Source organism: Pseudomonadota bacterium (genome assembly GCA_039818985.1).
In the GTDB taxonomy this organism is placed as follows: domain Bacteria; phylum Pseudomonadota; class Alphaproteobacteria; order Sphingomonadales; family Sphingomonadaceae; genus Alterisphingorhabdus.
Map to the genome: position 1 here is coordinate 1 of JBCBSU010000004.1, position 579 is coordinate 579.

Annotated in this window: 2 protein-coding genes; one reads left to right on the forward strand and one right to left on the reverse strand. The window is 64.9% G+C overall.

The genetic code is table 11. The features are described 5' to 3' along the window. On the forward strand, positions 1-180 hold a 180-nt coding region (locus tag AAFX04_14705; GenBank protein ID MEO1046683.1), incomplete at its 5' end, for a hypothetical protein. A 130-nt stretch (positions 181-310) separates the two neighbouring features. On the opposite strand, the gene AAFX04_14710 is transcribed toward AAFX04_14705, so the two are convergent. Beyond that, positions 311-579: ribonuclease J (locus tag AAFX04_14710; GenBank protein MEO1046684.1), on the reverse strand; the 269-nt coding region annotated here is incomplete at its 5' end.

Here is a 579-nt window from a genome sequence, read left to right on the forward strand (position 1 = left end):
CAAAGAACAAGAGCGCAAACGGAAGAGAGCCCGAAAGCCACAGCGACAGCGGGCTCTCTTCCGTTTGCGCTCTTGTTCTTTGCGATCTGCTCGCTGGTGGCTTGGCTTGTCCTGCGCAAGGTGCTGGGGGTCCGTCAGGGCCAGGTGAAGATCTGGGATCGCGATATCAACGAGGATTGAGGGGGCGCTGCCCCCGGTGCCCGTTCCGGGCCCCTCCCCCGGAGTATGTGCGCCAAGATGAAGGCGCGGTCTTTCATCTTGGCCAAAATACTCCGGGGGCCGCGCCACGCGCGGCGGGGCAGCGCCCCTCCTAGCTCAGCCGGCTGACGACGACGGTCACTACGGGCTTTTTGCCGATCTCCGACTGCGCCACCTGCCGCACGATCTTCTTCAACTCGCTTTCCAGCTTGTCGTCATTGGCAAGCGTCCGGTCATCGGCGCGGAACAGGAACTGGCCCAGATCGGCCTCCAGCACTTCGGCCAGCGGCGCGTTCGAGGAACCGGTCTCGGGCAGGCCGCTCAGCTCGCACCAGGGCTCGCCCAGCGGCTCGCCGCTCTCTTCCACGATCACGCTCACCA